The 16,797-nt window shown below is 58.5% G+C and carries 14 protein-coding genes; 10 read left to right on the forward strand and 4 right to left on the reverse strand.

Features of this window, described 5'->3' with window-relative positions:
• Positions 1-167 precede the first annotated feature (167 nt).
• Both AC6I7J_RS09780 and AC6I7J_RS09785 read right to left on the reverse strand, forming a co-directional pair.
• Positions 168-1,136 (reverse strand): GT-D fold domain-containing glycosyltransferase, encoded by a 969-nt coding sequence (locus tag AC6I7J_RS09780; RefSeq protein ID WP_058769833.1) that lies wholly within the window; start codon positions 1,134-1,136, stop codon positions 168-170.
• 235 nt (positions 1,137-1,371) lie between these two features.
• Positions 1,372-1,512 carry a hypothetical protein gene (locus AC6I7J_RS09785; RefSeq protein WP_193751871.1) on the reverse strand — a complete coding sequence of 47 codons (141 nt, stop codon included), beginning with the start codon at positions 1,510-1,512 and terminating at the stop codon, positions 1,372-1,374.
• Between the two features lie 195 nt (positions 1,513-1,707).
• Between AC6I7J_RS09785 and AC6I7J_RS09790 the strand changes: the two genes are divergently transcribed.
• Complete coding sequence (locus AC6I7J_RS09790; RefSeq protein WP_498005503.1) at positions 1,708-4,068, forward strand: membrane-bound PQQ-dependent dehydrogenase, glucose/quinate/shikimate family; 2,361 nt, start codon at positions 1,708-1,710, stop codon at positions 4,066-4,068.
• Positions 4,069-4,127: 59 nt separating this feature from the next.
• Here AC6I7J_RS09790 and AC6I7J_RS09795 read toward each other — a convergent pair whose 3' ends face one another.
• A complete protein-coding gene (locus AC6I7J_RS09795; protein WP_215800087.1) occupies positions 4,128-5,594 on the reverse strand; it encodes a catalase in 1,467 nt (488 codons plus the stop codon).
• Between the two features lie 477 nt (positions 5,595-6,071).
• Here AC6I7J_RS09795 and AC6I7J_RS09800 point away from each other — a divergent pair, with 477 nt between their 5' ends.
• From AC6I7J_RS09800 to AC6I7J_RS09810, 3 genes are all read left to right on the forward strand, one after another.
• The gene (locus tag AC6I7J_RS09800; protein WP_498007221.1) at positions 6,072-7,493 is read left to right on the forward strand and encodes a carbohydrate porin; all 1,422 of its coding nucleotides are present in this window, start codon (positions 6,072-6,074) and stop codon (positions 7,491-7,493) included.
• Between the two features lie 166 nt (positions 7,494-7,659).
• Positions 7,660-8,337, forward strand: coding sequence for a glutamate racemase (locus AC6I7J_RS09805; RefSeq protein ID WP_498005505.1), 678 nt, complete (start codon positions 7,660-7,662; stop codon positions 8,335-8,337).
• A gap of 80 nt (positions 8,338-8,417) precedes the next feature.
• Positions 8,418-9,122 (forward strand): pirin family protein, encoded by a 705-nt coding sequence (locus AC6I7J_RS09810; RefSeq protein WP_498005507.1) that lies wholly within the window; start codon positions 8,418-8,420, stop codon positions 9,120-9,122.
• Positions 9,123-9,238: 116 nt separating this feature from the next.
• Here the strand turns inward: AC6I7J_RS09810 and AC6I7J_RS09815 are convergent, their stop codons facing one another.
• The gene (locus tag AC6I7J_RS09815) at positions 9,239-9,697 is read right to left on the reverse strand and encodes an RpiB/LacA/LacB family sugar-phosphate isomerase (RefSeq protein WP_498005508.1); all 459 of its coding nucleotides are present in this window, start codon (positions 9,695-9,697) and stop codon (positions 9,239-9,241) included.
• 433 nt (positions 9,698-10,130) lie between these two features.
• Between AC6I7J_RS09815 and AC6I7J_RS09820 the strand changes: the two genes are divergently transcribed.
• The 6 genes from AC6I7J_RS09820 (at position 10,131) to AC6I7J_RS09845 (ending at position 16,734) form a co-directional block, all read left to right on the forward strand.
• On the forward strand, positions 10,131-11,465 hold the full coding sequence (locus AC6I7J_RS09820) for an MFS transporter (protein ID WP_152390992.1): 1,335 nt from the start codon (positions 10,131-10,133) through the stop codon (positions 11,463-11,465).
• A 1-nt stretch (position 11,466) separates the two neighbouring features.
• A complete protein-coding gene (locus AC6I7J_RS09825; protein ID WP_059008870.1) occupies positions 11,467-13,212 on the forward strand; it encodes a dihydroxyacetone kinase family protein in 1,746 nt (581 codons plus the stop codon).
• A gap of 2 nt (positions 13,213-13,214) precedes the next feature.
• Entirely contained in the window at positions 13,215-13,991 is a 777-nt protein-coding gene (locus AC6I7J_RS09830) for a triose-phosphate isomerase family protein (protein WP_498005511.1), read from the forward strand.
• Positions 13,988-14,806, forward strand: a complete 819-nt coding sequence (locus tag AC6I7J_RS09835) for a sugar phosphate isomerase/epimerase family protein (protein ID WP_059008866.1) — start codon at positions 13,988-13,990, stop codon at positions 14,804-14,806. The genes AC6I7J_RS09830 and AC6I7J_RS09835 overlap by 4 nt, the downstream gene beginning before the upstream one ends.
• Complete coding sequence (locus AC6I7J_RS09840) at positions 14,803-15,660, forward strand: phosphogluconate dehydrogenase C-terminal domain-containing protein (protein WP_021506006.1); 858 nt, start codon at positions 14,803-14,805, stop codon at positions 15,658-15,660. The genes AC6I7J_RS09835 and AC6I7J_RS09840 overlap by 4 nt, the downstream gene beginning before the upstream one ends.
• Before the next feature lie 108 nt (positions 15,661-15,768).
• Positions 15,769-16,734 carry a sugar-binding transcriptional regulator gene (locus AC6I7J_RS09845; RefSeq protein ID WP_152390996.1) on the forward strand — a complete coding sequence of 322 codons (966 nt, stop codon included), beginning with the start codon at positions 15,769-15,771 and terminating at the stop codon, positions 16,732-16,734.
• Positions 16,735-16,797: the final 63 nt, after the last annotated feature.

A 16,797-nucleotide genomic window follows, 5' to 3' on the forward strand; every position in this document is an offset into this window, starting at 1 on the left:
AGCAAAGGTAATGCCAGATTGCTAAGGCTGCTAACTAATTAGTGTCCGCCATGGCATAAGTGCCCGCGCCGCCGCAGTCGAAACCATCGCGCTGGCTAATAAATACCCGCTATCTGAGCGTGCTGCACCAAACCGATCGCCGGCACGATCGGTTACGGTGCGCTGCATCACACTATCGGCTGCGTGACCACTGCGGCACTGCGCAGTGGCTCCTGACCTAAGCCAACGTGCAGCAGAATCTGGCTGCGGTAATGCGCATCCGCTTCATGCTGCTCGTCACTCTGTAATAAACCGACCTCATTCACATTTTTCCCCGCGACCTGCACCTTGGTGCGTGCCGCGCTGCGCATCCACTCATACTCAATATCGATATGGCCGGTATCAATGCAGCGAATACCGTGCTGACTGAGGTCGTAAGCCAGCACGGTTGCCGTCGGGCCAAGGGAGATCAATACCATGTCGAACTCGCGCGCGTGCGCCAGCACATTACTGTATAGCTCGTTATAAACCGAAAAGGCGTTACGGTTGAGGGTGGTAATGCGCCGGATCTGCCGCGCGCCATCCAGCAGATCGTTCCCGAGACCAAGGCGCGTGCCGCTACCCTCAACAATCAGAATTTTTTTATCGTGAAACAGCTGTTTAAATTTGGCAAAAATACGTGCCGCCGGCTGTTTATCTTTATAATCATGATAAGGTCGCGTTACCGACGTATTACCATAGCGATAGCCTTTCTTTAATAAATGCTCATAGTGGCGAAAGAAAAACGCTTTATGAAAAAACCAGAAAAGCGCTGAGCCAAAACGCATATTCCCGGTGCCGCGAAAGGCATCAGGCATACACAGCAGACAGCGATTATCGCTCTGCGTGCCACGGCGCATGATCTCTTTCAGGCGAATGGAGAGGCGCTCATCAAAAGACTGAAAGCCAATATTCTTAAATAGCGTCATTTCCAGTTCCCCATCCCCATAGCGGCACGCTGAGAGCCGGTCATCGCTGAGCAGCAGATCGATGGTCTGTTCTGCTGACAGGACCTGGTATTGCCGGGCGTGCGCATTGGCCACGGGAAATTTAATGGCAGCATGTGTGAGTTTAAATGGAAAACGTAATTTGCGATAAAAAGCGTCTGCGCTGATCATAATAACCTTCTTTTTATAAGCGGCTTTGCCGCAGAGCAGTCAGATAATATATATCACCGATTAATTTGGCAGACAGGCTAAGGAAACTCTCAAAATAATAAATACGCTATTTCATTTATCAATGTCACCGCGCCGGAAAGACGCTATTTTTAGGGCAAAGCGCAGCGTTGCCTGCTTTTTTACCATCAGGTTCTGACATGACCAGGACAAATCGCATTTGTACGCTACTAATCAATTAAATAATTTCACCAGAAATACGTGTGCCGACAAATTGCAGGCTGCCCGGCAGCACGCCTGTCGCGCCTTTAGTCATATCGCCTGCTGCGTTATCAAAAAATGCGGATTTTCCTGATGATTGATTAATTTCCTCCAACAAAATTGAAACGTGATTTCACTCACACTACGAGCGAAGCGGGGCGCAGCATGAAGGAGCAGAGCTACATTGATAAGCGGCACTAACGACACGCCGCCAGGCAAATTTTTAACTAACGGTTACGTAAGTTAAGATTTTGTTGAGTTTATGTGTCTTTGGTTTGGGGTGGTTAATAATGATGAGCGTTGAGGGATTCGCATGATAAACAAACTGACCAGTCTCGTGCTGGCAATTCTGGGTGTTGCGCTGCTCTATATGGGCGGCAAGCTGCTGCTGATGGGCGGCAGCGCATTTTACGCATTGATGGCGGTGGGATTACTGATCACCGCCATTTTACTGTTCCGCAATCAGCGCAGCGCGCTGACCCTGTATGCGGTGCTGATGTGGATCACGCTGGCATGGATGATCTGGGAAGTCGGCTTCGACAAGTGGCAGTGGATCCCGCGCGGCGATCTGTTTGGCGTGATCGGCCTGTGGCTGGCGATGCCGTGGGTGGTCAAACCGCTGTATCAGGGACAGCGTCGCTTCCACGGCCTGCTCGGCAGCACGGTGGCCATCATGATTGTACTGGTGATTGGATTGTGCTTTTACGATCCGCTGCCGCAGGCCGGCACCATCACCAATGCGCGTGAACAAAACAGCGAGCAGGGCGCGAGCGCTGACTGGACCGCCTACGGCGGCACCGCCGACGGCCTGCGTTTCTCCGCCCTGAATCAGATCACCAAAGAGAACGTGCGCAATCTCGAAGTGGCCTGGACCTATCACACCGGCGATCTGCGTCAGGATAACGATGCCACCGAATACACCTTCGAAGCCACGCCGCTGAAAGCCAACGGCATGCTCTATTTCTGTACGCCGCACAATGAGGTCCACGCGCTCGATCCGCAGAGTGGTGCGGTGAAGTGGAAATACACGCCGGCGAAAGATCGTTCTTATCTGCAGCAGCATCAGACCTGCCGTGGCGTCAGCTATTACGCGGGCGCACCGGCTGCCGCACAGGACACGGCGGCGACGCCGGCGATGTGCCGCAAGCGCATCTTTAACGCCACCACTGACGCCCGGCTGATTGCGCTGGATGCCGACAGCGGCAAACCGTGCGCCGATTTTGGCAACAACGGAGTGGTGGATCTGCATGCCAATATGGGTGAGGTTCGTCCACACGCGTTGATGCAGACCGCCGCGCCGCTGGTCGCGGGCAATCTGGTGATTGTCGGCGGCTCGGTTATGGATAACGGCTTCAACAGCGGTAACCCCTCTGGCGTAATTCGCGCCTATGATGTGCAGAGTGGTCGTCTGGTGTGGAACTTTGATCCGGCTAATCCGCAAAATACCGCGCCGATAGCTGCTGGCCAGACCTATACGCAGGATACGCCGGTGGCCTGGGGTACGTTGAGCGCTGACCTGAAAAACGGCCTGGTGTATGTGCCGTTTGGCAACGCCTCGCCGGATGAACTGGGCATCGAGCGCGATGCCAATAGCAATACAGAGAAATTCCGTGATGCTTTAGTGGCGCTCGATCTGCAGACCGGTGCGTTCAAATGGCGCTATCAGAGCTCCCATCACGATCTGTGGGACCGCGATAACCCGTCACAGCCGTCGCTGGTCGATATCGATTATCAGGGCCAGAAACAGCCGGTGGTGATCCTGCCGACCAAAACCGGCAACCTGTTTGTGCTCAATCGCCTGACCGGCCAGCCGGTTTATCCGGTTAACGACGTGAAGGTTTCGACGGAAGGCGGCGTGCCGGGCGAGAAATTCGCCGCCACCCAGCCGGTATCCAGCCTGAACTTTATTCCGCAGCCGCTGACTGAGAAGTCAATGTGGGGCATCACACCGTTTGATCAAATGGCCTGCCGTATGGATTTCCGTAGCCTGCGCTATGACGGCAATCCGTGGACGCCAGCCACAGAAGGCGGCTCGCTGGTGTTCCCGGGCAATATCGGGGTGTTTAACTGGGGATCGGTGGCGGTTGATCCGCAGCGTCAGATGCTGATTGCCGCACCGGTGCGCCTCGCCTACAAATACAACCTGATCAAGCGTACGCCCGCCACGGCGACGGAGCGCCTGTTCACCAAAGATGGCCAGCCTTACTGGAACGAAAACTTCCACGGTGATTACGCCATCCACATCCAGCAGCTGGCCTCCGGTCTCGGCATTCCGTGCATTGCACCGCCGTGGGGCCGCATGGTCGGCGTGGATTTGAAAACCGGCAAAACCGAATGGCTGCGTCGCGTTGGCACCACGAAAAACCTGAAAACCAGCTTCCTGCCGGGCCGCTTCCCGATTGGCTTCCCGATGGGCATGGTGGCGCACGGCGGGCCACTGCTGACGGCCGGCGATCTGGTGTTCCACGGTGCGACCGCAGATAACTTCATTCGCGCCTATGACAGCACCACCGGCGAACTGCTGTGGCAGCAGGAGCTTAGCGCCGGCGCGCAGGCGACGCCATCCACTTACATGGGCAGCGACGGTAAGCAGTACGTGGTGATTGCCGCAGGCGGTCACGGTTCGCTCGGCACCAAAGCCGGCGACAGCGTGGTGGCGTTCCGTCTGAAATAATCCTGTCGATGCAAAAAAGGCGCCCGCGGGCGCCTTTTCTATTTTTATAAATCAGCTCATTAACGCCTGGCGCGCTCGGTTTGTACCCGCTGGGCAATGCGATCGCCAATCGTCTGGTCGATGTTGCGCCAGTACTCAAACGCGCGCGAAAGCACCGGCTCCTCCACGCCGTTGAGCAGATGACCGCTGACGTTATTTACCAGGCGATCACGTGCCGCCTCATCCAGTACTTTATTGACCAGCGTATTGGCCTGGCCAAAGTCATCATCATCCTGACGCAGCGTGTAGGGCGCGCGCACCATGTTGCCGTGCGCTTCCCAGGTGGAATCCGTCGGGTAGCGCTCGCCGTCCGCCGCCGGACCGCCTTTCGAGTTCGGCGCGTAGACCGGATCGCTGACCGGATTGATGCGCATCGCGCCATCCTTGCTGTAGCTGTGCACCGGTGCCTGCGGGGCGTTGACCGGAATCTGCTTGTAGTTAACGCCAAGACGGGCGCGGTGAGCATCGGCATAGGCAAACACCCGGCCAATCAGCATCTTATCCGGGCTCAGCCCGATGCCGGGTACCAGGTTGTTTGGTTCAAACGCCGCCTGTTCAATCTGCGCGTGGTTGTCGGTCGGGTTGCGGTTCAGCATCAGTTTGCCGACTTTAATCAGTGGATAATCGCTGTGTGGCCAGACTTTAGTCAGATCAAACGGGTTGAAGCGGTAGGTTTCCGCCTCGGCAAACGGCATGATCTGCATGTACAGCGTCCAGCTGGGGAAATCACCATTTTTGATGGCGGTGAACAGATCGCGCGTATGGTAATCGCCGTCCTGGCCGGCCAGCAGATCGGCGTTATCCTGCGTCAGGAACTCCACACCCTGATCGGTTTTGAAGTGGTATTTAACCCAGAATTTTTCCCCGGCGGCGTTAACCCACATATAGGTGTGACTGGAGTAACCGTTCATGTGGCGCCAGCTTTTCGGAATGCCGCGGTCGCCCATCAGCCAGGTCACCTGGTGCGCCGACTCTGGCGACAGCGTCCAGAAATCCCACTGCATATCGTTATCACGCAGATTGTTGTCGGCACGGCGCTTCTGCGAGCGGATAAAGTGCTGGAACTTCATCGGGTCACGGATAAAGAACACCGGCGTGTTATTGCCCACCATGTCGTAGTTGCCTTCGCTGGTGTAAAACTTGATCGCGAAGCCGCGCGGATCGCGCCAGGTGTCCGGGCTGCCGCGCTCGCCGGCCACGGTGGAGAAGCGCATCACCACATCGGTTTTGGTGCCGGGCTGAAATACCGCCGCTTTGGTGTAGCGGCTGACATCTTCTGTCACCTGAAAATAGCCAAATGCACCGCTGCCTTTGGCGTGCGGCTGACGCTCTGGAATACGTTCGCGGTTGAAGTTAGCCATCTGCTCAATCAGGTAGTGATCGTGCAGCATCAGCGGGCCGTCAGGACCGACGGACAAAGAATGTTCGTCGCTGGCTACCGGAATGCCAGCATCCGTGGTGGTCGGCTTGCGATCGTCATTGCTCATAATATCTCCAGCTTTTGTAAGGATAATCCAACCACTAAGCGTAGCAGCGAGGCGCAGGCTTGCCCGAATAATTGCGCCGTCTCATCTGGTTGCCGCATTAAGCGATGCGGCACAGCTCGCAAATTTGCTTTTTATTTCTGCTGCTGGCTAAGCAGATTTTCCGTGCCGGAAAAAGCGCCATTCTGCGAATGGGATCGGAAAAGAAAAATTAATTCACCCGTCTTTTAAGACAGGTCGCAAAGGATTTTTCCATTTAAGTAAAAACAGACCTCGAATTAATCAATCATTTTATAACTTCATGTAAAATATCACTTTTTAATTTAATGATATTGATCAAAAAGAACCGCAATCCGCTTATTTATGCTCTCGCTGCGTCAAAGGCAATCCCGTTGTAATTAATGAATGGACATAATAAGAGAGATAAATATGGTGATGCATAAGGCTAAAACCGCGCGCCTGGCGCTGGCTATCGCGGGGATGATGGTGGGTGGCAGTGCAGCGGCACAGTCATTAACGCTGGAGCAGCGTCTGGCCCAGCTGGAAGAGAAAATCGCGCGCGATGAGCAGCAGCAAAAGGAGGCGAGCGCCGGAACAACCAACACGTTTCGTTTTTCCGGCTACGCCCGTTCCGGCCTGCTGGTTAATGATAAAGGGCGCGGTGGACGTGCCGGACCTGCTATTTCGCCTGCCAGTTCGATTGGCGGCGATGCGCATATTGGCCGGTTAGGTAATGAAAAAGATCACTACATCGAGCTGGGCTTTCATAACCAAACCCGGCTCAGTAATGGTTCGTGGGCCAATTTCAAAGCGCTGCTGGCAGATGGCTCATCCAGTCCGGACCCGTGGGTGCAGAATAACGACAATAATCTGAATATCCGCCAGGTGTATGTCGAAATGGGGGATCTGCCCAGCTTTGGGGGCGCCGCGCAACATGCCTCGCTGTGGGCGGGCAAACGCTTTGACGGCGACAATTTTGATCTGCACTTCACTGATACCGATATCGTCTTTCTTGGCGGCACCGGCGGCGGCATCAGCAACCTGCAATGGAACGAGCAATGGCGCAGCGATTTCTCCATTTATGGCCGCAGTTTTGGCGACCTGGGCAGCAGCCGCTACGACGATAACAACGTGCAAAACCTGCTGCTGACCTCGAACCAGTTTTACGGTAACTGGCAGTGGATGCTGACCGGCATGAGCGCAAACGGCAACGACGAGCTGAAAGGGCGCGCATCGACCACCGGCAGCTATGCGCTGCGCAGTGACGATACGGCAAAGCACGGCGTGTTTACCATGCTGGCCTGGCACGATAAAAACCGCTTCTACGGACTGGCACCGGGCAGCAGCACTCACGCCATTCAATGGGGGAAAGGGCTGGGCGCAGAAACCCGGCAGATCGGTGGCGACGGCGACTTAACGCGCAACGCCAGCGCGCTGCGACTGGCCACCTTTGGCGTGATGCCACTGAGCGATCGCTGGTCAGTGGCCCCGTCGCTGCTGGCGCAGCACAGCGAGGATCGCTACCGTAAAGGCGATCGCTATGACTGGGCAACCATCAACCTGCGCGCATCCCAGGCGATTACGGAAAACTTTGCGCTGCAGTATGAAGCGTCGTGGCTGTATATGGACCTCAAACCCAATGGCCGCAGCTATCAGGATGGCGGCAGCATCGCGACGTACAACGCGGTGAAGGGCGACGTGTATAAGCTGACCTTTGCGCCAACGTTTAAAGTCGGCAACATCAACGACATGCTGGTGCGACCGGAGATTCGCCTGTTCGCGACCTGGATGAACTGGTCTAAAGCGCTGGACAACTATGCGCTGAACGATGATTTCGGCAGCGCGGGCTTTACCGCTGGCGGTAGCTGGAACTTTGGCGTACAGGCAGAAGTGTGGTTCTGAGATCGCCTTTCGCGCTGACCGGCTGAAGGAGGGTTGCACGGTGCGAGGCGTTGAAACTGCCTCGCACCGCATCCGACGCAGCCTGCCAGCCAGCGGTAAAGCTGCATTCCGTCACCGATTGCGGCTATAGTGCAACGTACTGAACCTGAAGCGATAAGGAATCGTTGTGACCATTGCCTGCCTGCATACCGCCGCCAGTAATATTGCTATTTTTGATGACGCCGCACAGTCGCTCGGCATTCCGCCTCAGCAAATCAGCCATCTGGTGATGCCACATCTGCTGGCAGAAGCAGAGCTCAGCGGTGGCATGACGCCGGCCCAGCAGCAGCGTCTGGAGCAGCTGTTGCTCAGCCTGACGCCGTGGTTCGACGCGATACTGATTACCTGCTCTACCTTAGGTGCCGCCGCAGACAGCCTGCGCGATCCACAACAGCGCTGTGCGTTTTATCGCACTGACCGTATGCTGGCGGACGAAGTGCATCGCCGTGGCGCACCCGCGCTGGTGCTGTGTGCCGCGGAGTCTACGCTGCACAGTACGCGCCAGCTGTTTTGCCCGGAGAGTCTGGCACCTGACCAGCGTCCGCAAGTCAGGCTTATCCCGGATGCCTGGGCCGCATTCAAAGCTGGCCGGCTGGACGACTATTACACGCTGATCGCCGATGCCGTCGCTCAGGGACAGCAGCAGGGCGCGGTTCAGGTGGCGTTAGCGCAGGTGTCAATGGCCGGGGCCGCGTCGCGTTTTCCTGCGCTACAGCGGCCACTTACCAGCCCGCACCTGGCGCTCAGCTTCGTACTGCAGCAGGCTAAAGGCGCGGACGAAGGTCATTCAAAACCACTGATTTAAGCCAACAAAAAGCCCTACTGTTACGCAATTTTGCAGCCTTTATGATGGTCATCAGAACCTGATTTTTGAGGAAGCCACTGATGAACGTGATTAAAGCGCAGCGTGACCAGCTGTTTGAATACGGTCCCTTTACCATTCGCCGGCAGCGGCCGGGAGAACAACTGGGCGCGCTGGCGATTGTCGACCAGATGACGCTGAAGCCCGGCGCGGTGGTACCGATGCGCCGTCATCAGGATGATGAAATTTTCAGCTATGTCTGGCGCGGCTCGGTGCAGTACCGGCGCGAGGAGGGAGAGACTCTCGCCCTCAACGGCAAACGCGCACTGCTGGTGAACGCGGGCAGTGGGGTACGTCATGAAGAGTCAGCACCGCTGATTGAAAGCGAAATGCTGCAGGCGTACATCCGCCCGGCATCCGGCGGCGGTGAAGGGCAGGTGCAGAGTGTGTACCGGGCAGAAGGGGCGGCACTTAACCAGTGGACGCTGCTGGCCGGTCCGCAGCACAGCGCAGCACCTTTGACGCTGCGTCAGGCCGTTTACATCTATGACGTCAGGCTGGATCGTGGCGCACAGATCGAGGTGCCGCATTTGCCGGGTTATGCCAGCTGGGTCAAGGTGCTGGAGGGCATTGCACGCACCGGGGATGTGCGGCTGCAAAAAGGCGATGCGGTGAGCGATAGCGCTGCCTTGCCGGCTATCCACGGTGAACGCGACGCCCTGCTGGTCGCCTTTCTGGTGCAGCAGGATGCGCCTGCGGTGCTGAGCGGTACGCTAAGCGGCAGTTAAAACACCGGCTATGACACGGCTGGCACGCACCAAAGTGGCCAGTCGTGTCAGCGTGCCGCTGGCGATGTCACCCACTCAGGCGCTGCCGGCTTTGCAACTCAGCGCCCGATGACACATTATTTCGCGTGTGACACCTGTTCGTAGTAACCGATCTTCTCCACTTTGGCGGTCGAACCGCCCCCTTCAAACTCGGATGCCAGCCAGGCGTTAACGATGTTTTTCGCCAGTTCCGGCCCGATTACGCGTGAGCCCATGGTCATGATCTGCGCATTATTACTTTTGCGCGCGCGCTCGGCGGAGAAGGTGTCATGACACTGCGCGGCGCGCACGCCTTCCACTTTATTGGCAACAATCGCGACGCCGATGCCGGTGCCACACAGCAAAATGCCGCGCTCAAACTGCTTTTGCTGCACCGCCGTCGCCAGCGTAAACGCCACGTCCGGATACATCGGGCGGTCATTTTGCGCGTCGTTACTGTAATCAGTTACCTGATAGTCCTGCTCTTCCAGCAGCTTTTTAATGATGTTTTTCAAATCGATAGCCGCATCATCGGCACCAATAGCGATAGTTTTCATCACGTCTCTCCAGTGATACAGGGTCTGACTCCTGCACATATGTTCGTCAGGTGATTAGATGTTCACTGACAGCCTGCCACAAAATCAAACATATGTTCAATACATGTTCATATGATTCAGCGATCGACCACGCAAAATCTCGTACCAACACTGTCGTCATGGCCGCGCAGCGCCGCTATGCTGCGAAAAATCCTGAAAATGTCGCTGAAATCAAATCTCATGCGCACTGTCACACTTTCGCCAACTGCGCTTGAGGAGCGAGCAAATATACCTGTAGTGTTCATTTGTTCGCATGACCCTATCCATGTACAAGAAGAACCATTGAGGACTCGAACATGTGTCATTTGCTTCTTACCTCGCATTTTGTCTGTCGCCAGCGCCGGTTTTGCGCCTGGCCAACACCGTCTCACTGCGCACGTTTCGGAGGTGCGTTATGAATCACTCTGCTGTCAGCGCGGTTGAGCAGACCGCAATCCGCAAAATCTCCTGGCGCCTGGTACCGTTTGTGGCGCTGATGTTCTTTATCAACTTCCTCGATCGCACCGCCATTTCCTTTGCCGGCCCAAACGGCATGACGCAGGACCTCGGCCTCAGTGCGCTGCAGTTTGGTCTCGCCTCCGGCATCTTCTTTATTGGTTACATCCTGCTGGAAGTGCCCAGCAACCTGGCGCTGCATAAGTTCGGCGCGCGGCGCTGGCTGGCGCGCATCATGATCAGCTGGGGCATCGTCTCGCTGCTGTTTACCTGGGTCAGCAGTGTCGAAGGGCTGTATACGCTGCGCCTGCTGCTGGGGATTGCCGAGGCTGGTTTCTTCCCGGGCGCCATCCTTTATCTCAGCCTGTGGGTGCCGGCGCGCCACCGCAGCAAAATTCTCTCGCTGTTCTACCTGGCACAACCGCTGACGGTGGTATTTGGCGCACCGCTGGCTGCCTCGCTGATTGAGCAGCACGGCCTGTTTGGCCTGGAGGGCTGGCGCGTAATGTTTATGGGCGTGTCGCTGCCAGCAATCCTCATCGGTGTTGTGGCGCTGTTCTGGCTGGTGGACTCGCCGCGTCAGGCGAAGTGGCTGAATGACGACGAGAAAAACTGGTTGATAGCCGAACTGGAAGCGGAACATCAGCACAAGCAGGGACAGCACCCGCACAGCGTGCGTTCGGTGATGGGCAACAGCCGCGTGTGGATGCTGTGCCTGATCTACTTCGGCTTTATTTACGGCCTGTACGCGCTGGCGTTCTTCCTGCCGACCATTATCGCCGGCTTCCAGCAGCAGTTTGGCACCACCTTCAACGTGATGCAGAAAGGGCTGATCACCGGCGTGCCGTACCTGATCGCCGCCGTCGTGATGTTTTTCTGGTCGCGGGATGCCGCGCGGCGCGGCTGTAAAACCTGGCACATCGCGATTCCTGCGGTCGCGGGCGGCCTCAGCGTACCGCTGGCGCTCTACATGGATTCACCGTTTACCACCATCCTGGTGATCGCCGTAACGGCCAGCGCCATCTTCGCCGCATTGCCCAATTTCTGGACGCTGCCAACGCAGTTCCTGACCGGCGCATCGGCCGCGGCGGCGATTGCGCTGATTAACACCCTGGGCAACGTGGCGGGTTTTTCCGCCGGTTACATCACCGGCGCACTGCATGATGCCACTCACAGTTATGTGTTACCGATGTTCGTGGTCGGCGGTTTTATGCTGCTCTCCGCTGTATTGATGCTGTTTCTCAATCGCCGTCGCGCGCAGCCTCTGCCAGCCTCATTTGTACAGGAGCAATAACATGACGTACCTGTTTAACCAGCCATCCGCGTTTGCCGCGGAACTGATCGAAGGCTTTGTGGCCGCCAACGCCGATAAAGTACGCCAGGTGAGCGGTGGCGTGGTGCGCAGCACGCGCAGCCAGCCGGATACCGTGGCGGTGATTGTCGGTGGCGGTTCCGGTCACTATCCCGCCTTTGCCGGATTGGTCGGCCAGGGCCTGGCGCACGGGGCGGCAATGGGCAATCTGTTCGCTTCGCCGTCGGCGCAGCAAATCTATAACGTCGCGCGCGCGGCGCATAACGGCGCGGGTGTGCTGTTGCTGTTTGGAAACTATGCCGGTGACGTGCTGCATTTTGGTCAGGCGTGCGAGCGGCTGCGCGCTGAAGGTATTGCCTGTGAGGTGCTGGCGGTAACGGATGATGTGTCCAGCGCCAGCCACGATGAGCGTCTGAAGCGACGCGGCGTCGCCGGCGATCTGTGTGTGTTTAAAGTGGCGGCGGCCGCGGCAGAAGCGGGTGACGATCTGGCTACGGTGCTGAAAAAAGCGCAGCACGCCAACGATCGCACCCGCACCTTCGGTGTGGCCTTTTCCGGCTGTACGCTGCCGGGCGCTTCGCATCCGCTGTTTGAGGTAGAGAAAGGGCGCATGGCGCTCGGGCTGGGCATCCACGGTGAGCCGGGCATCAGCGAAACGGCGGTGCCGCGCGCCGACGAGCTGGCAGAAATCTTTGTCGACCGGCTGCTTAGTGAGCGGCCAGCGGATGTGGCGCAGGTGGCGGGACAGCGCGTGGCGGTAATCCTCAACGGTCTCGGTTCAGTCAAGTATGAAGAGCTGTTTGTGGTGTATCGCCGCATCGCCCAGCTGCTGTCGGCGGCGCAGTTGCAGGTGGTGGAGCCGGATGTCGGCGAATTCGTCACCAGTTTTAACATGGCGGGCGTCTCGCTGACGCTGATGTGGCTTGATGATGAACTGGAAACGCTGTGGCGCGCGCCGGCCAATACGCCAGCCTACCGCAAAGGCAGCGTCCTGATTGCCGAACCGCTCAGCGCCGCCGAGTGCGAAGAGATCAGTGAAGAGACGTTACCGCAGGCCAGCACTGCATCACAACACAGCGCCCGGCGCGTTCTTGAACTGCTGGAAGCAGTGGCGGTGATGATTCAGCGTCATGCCGGCCAGCTGGGCGACATTGATGCGGTAGCGGGCGACGGCGATCACGGCATTGGTATGGAGCGCGGCGTACTCGGCGCGGTGGAAAAGGCGCGTGAGGTGGCCGCGCGTGGCGCCGGCGCTGGCAGTCTGCTGTGTCGCGCCGCCGATGCCTGGGCGGATAAAGCGGGCGGCACGTCCGGAGCCCTGTGGGGCGTGGCACTGACCGCGCTCGGCACCGCGCTGGGCGACAGCGCGGCAGCGGATGCACCACGCGTCGCTGCCGGCGTCCGGGATGCCAAAGAGGGCATTATGCACTTCGGCAAAGCGCGCGTCGGTGATAAAACCATGGTTGACGTGCTGGTTCCGTTTAGCGACGCGCTGAGCGCTGCGGTTGCGCAGGGCGCATCACTCACCGAAGCCTGGTTACGTGCGGCAGCGGTGGCGGAGCAGGCCGCGCAGGCCACCGCGCAGCTGGTACCGAAAGTGGGGCGTGCGCGGCCGCTGGCCGAGAAAAGCGTTGGCACGCCGGACGCCGGTGCGGTTTCACTGGCGATGATCGTCAACACCGTTGGCGATCTGTTAAAAGAACACAGTGCATCTGAACAGGGAGCGTAATTATGGCTCAGCCTAAAATCTGGCTTGGCGTCAGCCTGAAAATGTATTTCGGCTATCAGCAAACGCTGGCGTGGTGTCGCGAGGTCGCGACGCTGGCGCAGCATCCGGCAGTGCAGCGCGGTGATGTCGGGCTGTTTGTGCTGCCCGCTTATCCGGCCATCCCGGCGGTGACGGAAATCTTTGCCGGCACGCCGGTGCGCGTCGGCGCGCAGGACGTGTGTCAGGCGGAAAACGGCGCCTGGACCGGTGAGGTCAGCGCCAGCATGCTGCAGGAGCTGGGGTGCTCACTGGCGGAGATCGGTCACGCCGAACGCCGTCGCCATTTTCATGAAGATAAAACGCAGATTGCCGCCAAAGTGGCGATGGCGCTGCGTTATCGCCTGACCCCGGTGCTGTGCATCGGTGAACCGCAGCAGGGCACGCCTGAGCAGGCGATTGCGCTGTGCCAGCAGCAGCTGCAGGAGGCGCTGTCGGAGGCCGCGCAACAGGCGCTCAGCGGTGAGGTATTGTTTGCTTACGAACCGCAGTGGGCCATTGGCGCACCGCAGCCGGCGCCGGACAGCTACATCCGCGCGGTGTGCAACGGGCTACAGCAGCTGACGACGCCCGACGGCATCACGCTGCGGGTGATTTACGGCGGCAGCGCCGGGCCAGGACTGATTCAGCGCCTCGGCGGCGACGTCAACGGCTTGTTCTTGGGGCGCTTTGCTCACGATCCGCAGGCGCTGGCGCAGATTATCCAAGAAGCCAGTGAGCTGGCCGGGGAGCTGCCGTCATGAGCCGCATCGGACTCAGTACCTATGCGTTTTTCTGGCGTATGTCGCCCCAGGTGCCACAGCCGCTCACGCTGGCGCAGATGCTGCAGCAGACTGCCGATCTCGACGTGTCAGTATTCCAGATCTGCGACTACCCGGCGATTGAGCAGTGGTCAGATGAACAGCTGCTGGCGCTGCGTCAGCAGGCGGATGCGCTTGGCATCACGCTGGAGCTGGGCACGCGTGGTCTCGGCAGCGCGCATCTGCGCCGCTATCTGCATATCGCCGCTATTCTCGACGCGCGCGTGGTGCGCTCAATGTTCAACACCGCCGATCACCGGCCATCGCTGGATGAAGCGGCCAATCTGATTGCTGCCGTGCTGCCGGATTTTGCCCGCCAGCAGGTGCGGCTGTGCCTGGAAACCTACGAGCAGGTCAGCAGCGCGGCGATGATGTCGGTGATCAACCGCTTTCTCTCGCCGTGGCTGTGCGTCTGTCTCGATCCGGCCAACTGCGTCGCCGGACTGGAACTGCAGGAGCAGGTGATCGCCAATACCGCTGCGCGCGTCGGCAATCTGCACATCAAAGATTTCGCCTTTACCCGCCGTGCCGGCTGGGTCGGTTTTACCCTGGCCGGCTGTCCGATGGGCGAAGGGAAGCTGGATTATGACCGGCTGATCGCCAGCGTGCGGCCAGCCGATCGCGACATCAACCAAATCATCGAACACTGGTTGCCGTGGCAGGACGATGCCGCGCAGACCTGCGCGCGGGAAGCCGAATGGACCCGCCGCGCCGTTGAATTCCTACGCAGTAAACAAGATCAGGAGTCGTTAACATGAGCAAGGCATTGAAAACCATTACCGTGATCGGCGCAGGCGGCAAAATGGGCATGCGTATTTCCGCTAATTTGCAGCACAGCGCTTATCAGGTGTTTTACTGCGAGAATTCACCGCAGGCGCAGCAGCAGGTGATTGCACAGGGACGCGAGCTGTCGGATGCCGCGTCGGTGGTGCCGCTGAGTGACGTGGTGATCCTCGCCGTGCCGGATATCGTACTGGGCAAAGTCTCGCAAAGCGTGGTGCCACAGATGCAAAGCGGTGCGGTGCTGCTGACGCTCGATCCGGCCGCGGCCTACGCCAACCTGATCGCCCAGCGTGACGGCATTGAATACGCGGTCGCGCACCCGTGCCATCCGTCGGTATTTCTTGCCCGCTACACCAAAGAGGAGCACGCCGATGCGTTTGGTGGCGTTGCTGCCGTCCAGCACGTCGCGGCAGCCTGGGAAAGCGGCAGCGCTGAACAGAAGGCAGAGCTGAGTAAGGTGATTAGCGTGATGTACGGCCCGGTTGATCAGGTGCACTGGGTCACGGTGACGCAGCTGGCGTATCTGGAACCGACGCTGGTCGAAACCGTCGCCTGCATGGTCGGTGCCTTCATGAAAGAGGCGCTGGATGAAACGGTGAAACACAGCGGCGTCCCGGAAGAGGCAGCGAAGGCCATGCTGTACGGCCATATTCAGATTGCGCTGGCGGTGGCTTTCCGCGCCACCAACCCGTTCTCGGATGCCTGCATGATCGCCATGGAGTATGGCCGCGAGAAGATCATCAAACCGGACTGGAAACAGATCTTCGATCAGCAAGAGCTGGATAAGGTTATTGCCCGCATGCTGAAAATTGACGCCATTCAGCGTTAAGCGTGACAGCCGCGGCGACTCGCGGCGTTGCTGGCTGGCGAAGCGAGTCGCATCAATGATATAACTCCCTGCTGAGCACTCCGCACGACGATACAAGACAGGTAACGGATGGAAAAAAACACGCTTTCTCAGGACTCCGAGCTGCTGACGGAAATTGCCGTCGCCTACTATCAGGACGAAATCACCCAGGAGGAGATTGCGCGTAAGTTTGGGATTTCCCGTATCAAGGTGGGACGACTGCTGAAACGCGCGCGTGAAGAGGGCATCGTCGAGATCAATGTGCGCTACCATCCGGTGTTCAGTACGCGGCTGGAACAGCAGTTGCAGACGCGTTTTCCCCGTCTGCAGCGCGCGCTGATTGCCCTCGATTCGCCAGACAGCGACGAGCAGCGGCGTCAGGTGGCGGCCCTGGTGTCGGCCCATCTCGCGCAGTCGCTGAAAGACAACGCCATTGTCGCCGTGGGCCAGGGGCGCAACGTGGCGGCCGTCGCCGATTATCCCGGTCAGGTGCCGACGCGCAACTGCCTGTTTATCAGCGGCATCGGCGGCACCCATCGTCCGGGGGATGCCATCAACGCGGACCACATCAGCCGCCGGCTGGCCAAAAAGTTTGGCGGCATCAGCGAAACCCTGTACGCCCCGGCTTACGTCGAAAACCGGGCGCTGCGCGACGCCTTCATGCAAAACGGCACCATCAAAGAGACGCTCGACCGCGCGCGGAAAGCGGATGTGGCACTGGTGGGCATCGGTGACATGAACGAAAACAGCTATATGGTGAAGCTCGGCTGGTTCACACCGCACGAAATCATTGATGCCAGCGTCAATCAGGGCGTGACCGGTGATGTGGCCGGCTATGATTTTTTTAATGCCCAGGGCCAGCACGTGGATACGGTGATGAACGACCGGGTAATTGGCCTGAGTATCGACGAGCTGCGTAAAATTCCCTGCGTAATTGCCATTGCCGCTGAAAACACCAAAGCCATGGCGATCCTCGGCGCGCTGCGCACCGGCGCTATCGACATCATTGCCACCACGGCGCAGAACATCCGCACCATTCTGAGCATGTCGCAGTAACGCATAAACGCCTGCCCGGCGCGGCCTGCGGGCGTGCCGGGTGAGGGGGATTCTGCGCCAGGT

The sequence above is a fragment of the Type-C symbiont of Plautia stali genome (genome assembly GCF_059730935.1).

Coding starts and splice junctions, on each gene's coding strand:
- AC6I7J_RS09820 (WP_152390992.1), top strand. CDS start 10,131: ATGAATCACTCTGCTGTCAGCGCGGTTGAGCAGACCGCAATCCGCAAA.
- AC6I7J_RS09800 (WP_498007221.1), top strand. CDS start 6,072: ATGATGGTGGGTGGCAGTGCAGCGGCACAGTCATTAACGCTGGAGCAG.
- AC6I7J_RS09840 (WP_021506006.1), top strand. CDS start 14,803: ATGAGCAAGGCATTGAAAACCATTACCGTGATCGGCGCAGGCGGCAAA.
- AC6I7J_RS09790 (WP_498005503.1), top strand. CDS start 1,708: ATGATAAACAAACTGACCAGTCTCGTGCTGGCAATTCTGGGTGTTGCG.
- AC6I7J_RS09815 (WP_498005508.1), bottom strand. CDS start 9,697: ATGAAAACTATCGCTATTGGTGCCGATGATGCGGCTATCGATTTGAAA.
- AC6I7J_RS09810 (WP_498005507.1), top strand. CDS start 8,418: ATGAACGTGATTAAAGCGCAGCGTGACCAGCTGTTTGAATACGGTCCC.
- AC6I7J_RS09795 (WP_215800087.1), bottom strand. CDS start 5,594: ATGAGCAATGACGATCGCAAGCCGACCACCACGGATGCTGGCATTCCG.
- AC6I7J_RS09835 (WP_059008866.1), top strand. CDS start 13,988: ATGAGCCGCATCGGACTCAGTACCTATGCGTTTTTCTGGCGTATGTCG.
- AC6I7J_RS09825 (WP_059008870.1), top strand. CDS start 11,467: ATGACGTACCTGTTTAACCAGCCATCCGCGTTTGCCGCGGAACTGATC.
- AC6I7J_RS09830 (WP_498005511.1), top strand. CDS start 13,215: ATGGCTCAGCCTAAAATCTGGCTTGGCGTCAGCCTGAAAATGTATTTC.
- AC6I7J_RS09780 (WP_058769833.1), bottom strand. CDS start 1,136: ATGATCAGCGCAGACGCTTTTTATCGCAAATTACGTTTTCCATTTAAA.
- AC6I7J_RS09845 (WP_152390996.1), top strand. CDS start 15,769: ATGGAAAAAAACACGCTTTCTCAGGACTCCGAGCTGCTGACGGAAATT.